This window comes from uncultured Thiocystis sp., from assembly GCF_903866365.1.
Classification (GTDB): Bacteria; Pseudomonadota; Gammaproteobacteria; order Chromatiales; family Chromatiaceae; genus Chromatium.
Genome location: NZ_CAIPNF010000159.1, coordinates 1 through 1,675 on the forward strand (window position 1 = coordinate 1; position 1,675 = coordinate 1,675).

The 1,675-nt window shown below is 64.7% G+C and carries 2 protein-coding genes and 1 pseudogene; all 3 read right to left on the bottom strand.

The genetic code is table 11. The features are described from left to right. Positions 1 to 279, bottom strand: a pseudogene (locus QZY07_RS09090) (DUF4139 domain-containing protein); the annotation flags it as partial. An 18-nt stretch (positions 280 to 297) separates the two neighbouring features. Beyond that, entirely contained in the window at positions 298 to 705 is a 408-nt protein-coding gene (locus tag QZY07_RS09095) for a DUF4845 domain-containing protein (protein ID WP_295401750.1), read from the bottom strand. An 8-nt stretch (positions 706 to 713) separates the two neighbouring features. Further along, a partial coding sequence (locus tag QZY07_RS09100; protein ID WP_295401752.1) for a DNA topoisomerase occupies positions 714 to 1,675 on the bottom strand: 962 nt, incomplete at its 5' end.

A 1,675-nucleotide genomic window follows, 5' to 3' on the forward strand; every position in this document is an offset into this window, starting at 1 on the left:
CAGCAGCGCCGTTTCGGGACGAATCTTGACCGAGACATTGCGCCAGGCAAGCCGGTTCTCGCCCTGTTCCAACGCGACTTGGCGCTGGTCTTTGACGAGCGCGAGATTGTCGTTGTAGAGGGTGATGGCCAGGGCTTGTTGCGCCGTGTCGTCGATGCGTTGTTCGGTCGCCGTCGCCATCCCCGCCGAGGAACAGAGCGCGAGACTGGTCGCCGCAATGAACCGCCAATGGGCCGTGCCGCGTGGCGGGATCGGGCGTCTGTCGGATGCGCTGTGCATGGTGCGGGCTTTCCTGTCTTAGTGAGTTTTGGCAATGACTTGGTGCGCAAACGTGACCACGGCGTCAATGTTGTAAAAGAGATGGACGCGCCGTTCGCTCGCGAAATCGATCCGATCGGTCGCCTCGCGCTGTTTTTCGATCTTGAAATTCTTCGCATCGATCCCCGTGATGCTGTTGATGTTCAGGCGCTTGGCGAGCGACTCGTGGAGTCCACGCGGACCTGGCGAAAGAATGTCGGATTGCACGGCCACGTCGCCCATGATCGAGCGCACGGTCCAGAACTGGACATCGACCGGCCCCAGTTTCAGCAGCAGCGTCAAAAAAAACGCGACCAGATTGATCGTGACCAAGAGGCCCATCAGTCCCATGCCGCGTTGCCGCAAGCCGTGTTTGCCGAGGTGTCGCAGATGTGTTTCCCTTTCCAAGACGCGCATCAGAAGGAGGGCTTGCCATTGGGAAATCCCACGATGGCCACGTCCCAGGTGCCGGGGCGCACGCGCGATTCGCGCAAGCCTAAATAGGCGTCGAAGCGCGCCTGAGTCTCCTGGCGCAGCAGGCCGGGATAGAGGGTCTTCTTGCGCTTGGCGAGATCGCGCACCAGCGCCGTCGCCTCGATCGGAAGTTGGAATTGGTCGACGAACCGCTCCACGGTCGCGCGCCACAGCCGAAACCCGCAGCCGGGCGCGCGGCAGTCGAACGCGCCGCCACCGCCAGAGAGCGTGGCCCGTCCGCACGCCGGGCATTTCCCCAGCGCCTCGCGCGGATCGTGCGCGTCGATAAACTGGGAAAGCGCTTGCGCGCTGGTTTGCGCGGCGGCGGGCAGCGTGACCTCCTGACGCGCGGCGACCTGCCGCGCCAAGGCCAACGCCGCCGCGCTCGGAGGACGCGCGCTGGCGTCCCGATAGCCCAACGTCGTTTTCAGCGCCTCGATACGCTGCACGTAGTCCCCGATCAGCGCGTCCCGCTCTAATTCGCCGCGCTCGACCGCATCCAAGGCTTGTTCTAGGGAACTGGCCGATTCGACGGTATTCAACCAGGGCACCTGGCGCGTCAGCCAAGCGTCGACCTCGATGCCGAGCGCGGTCGGACGCAATTGCCCCGCGCGCGCCTCCACAGAGCCTTTCGCGGTCAGCGAACGCACCACCGTGTCGAGCGTGGAGGGACGCGCCAGCCCGTGCTGATCGAGCGTGGTCAGAAACCGCCCCACGCCATAACGCGGCGGACATTGACTCTCGATGCGCTGGACGAGGCTCCGCTCGACGCGCAGACGGTCGCCCATCGCCAGGCGCGGAAGGCGTACCGTCGGGGACGGCTTCGGCTGCGTTTCGTCGGTTTCGCCCAGTTGGGTCGCCACCGTGTTGAGATGCTCCCAGCCCTCGAACAGACAGTTGTTGG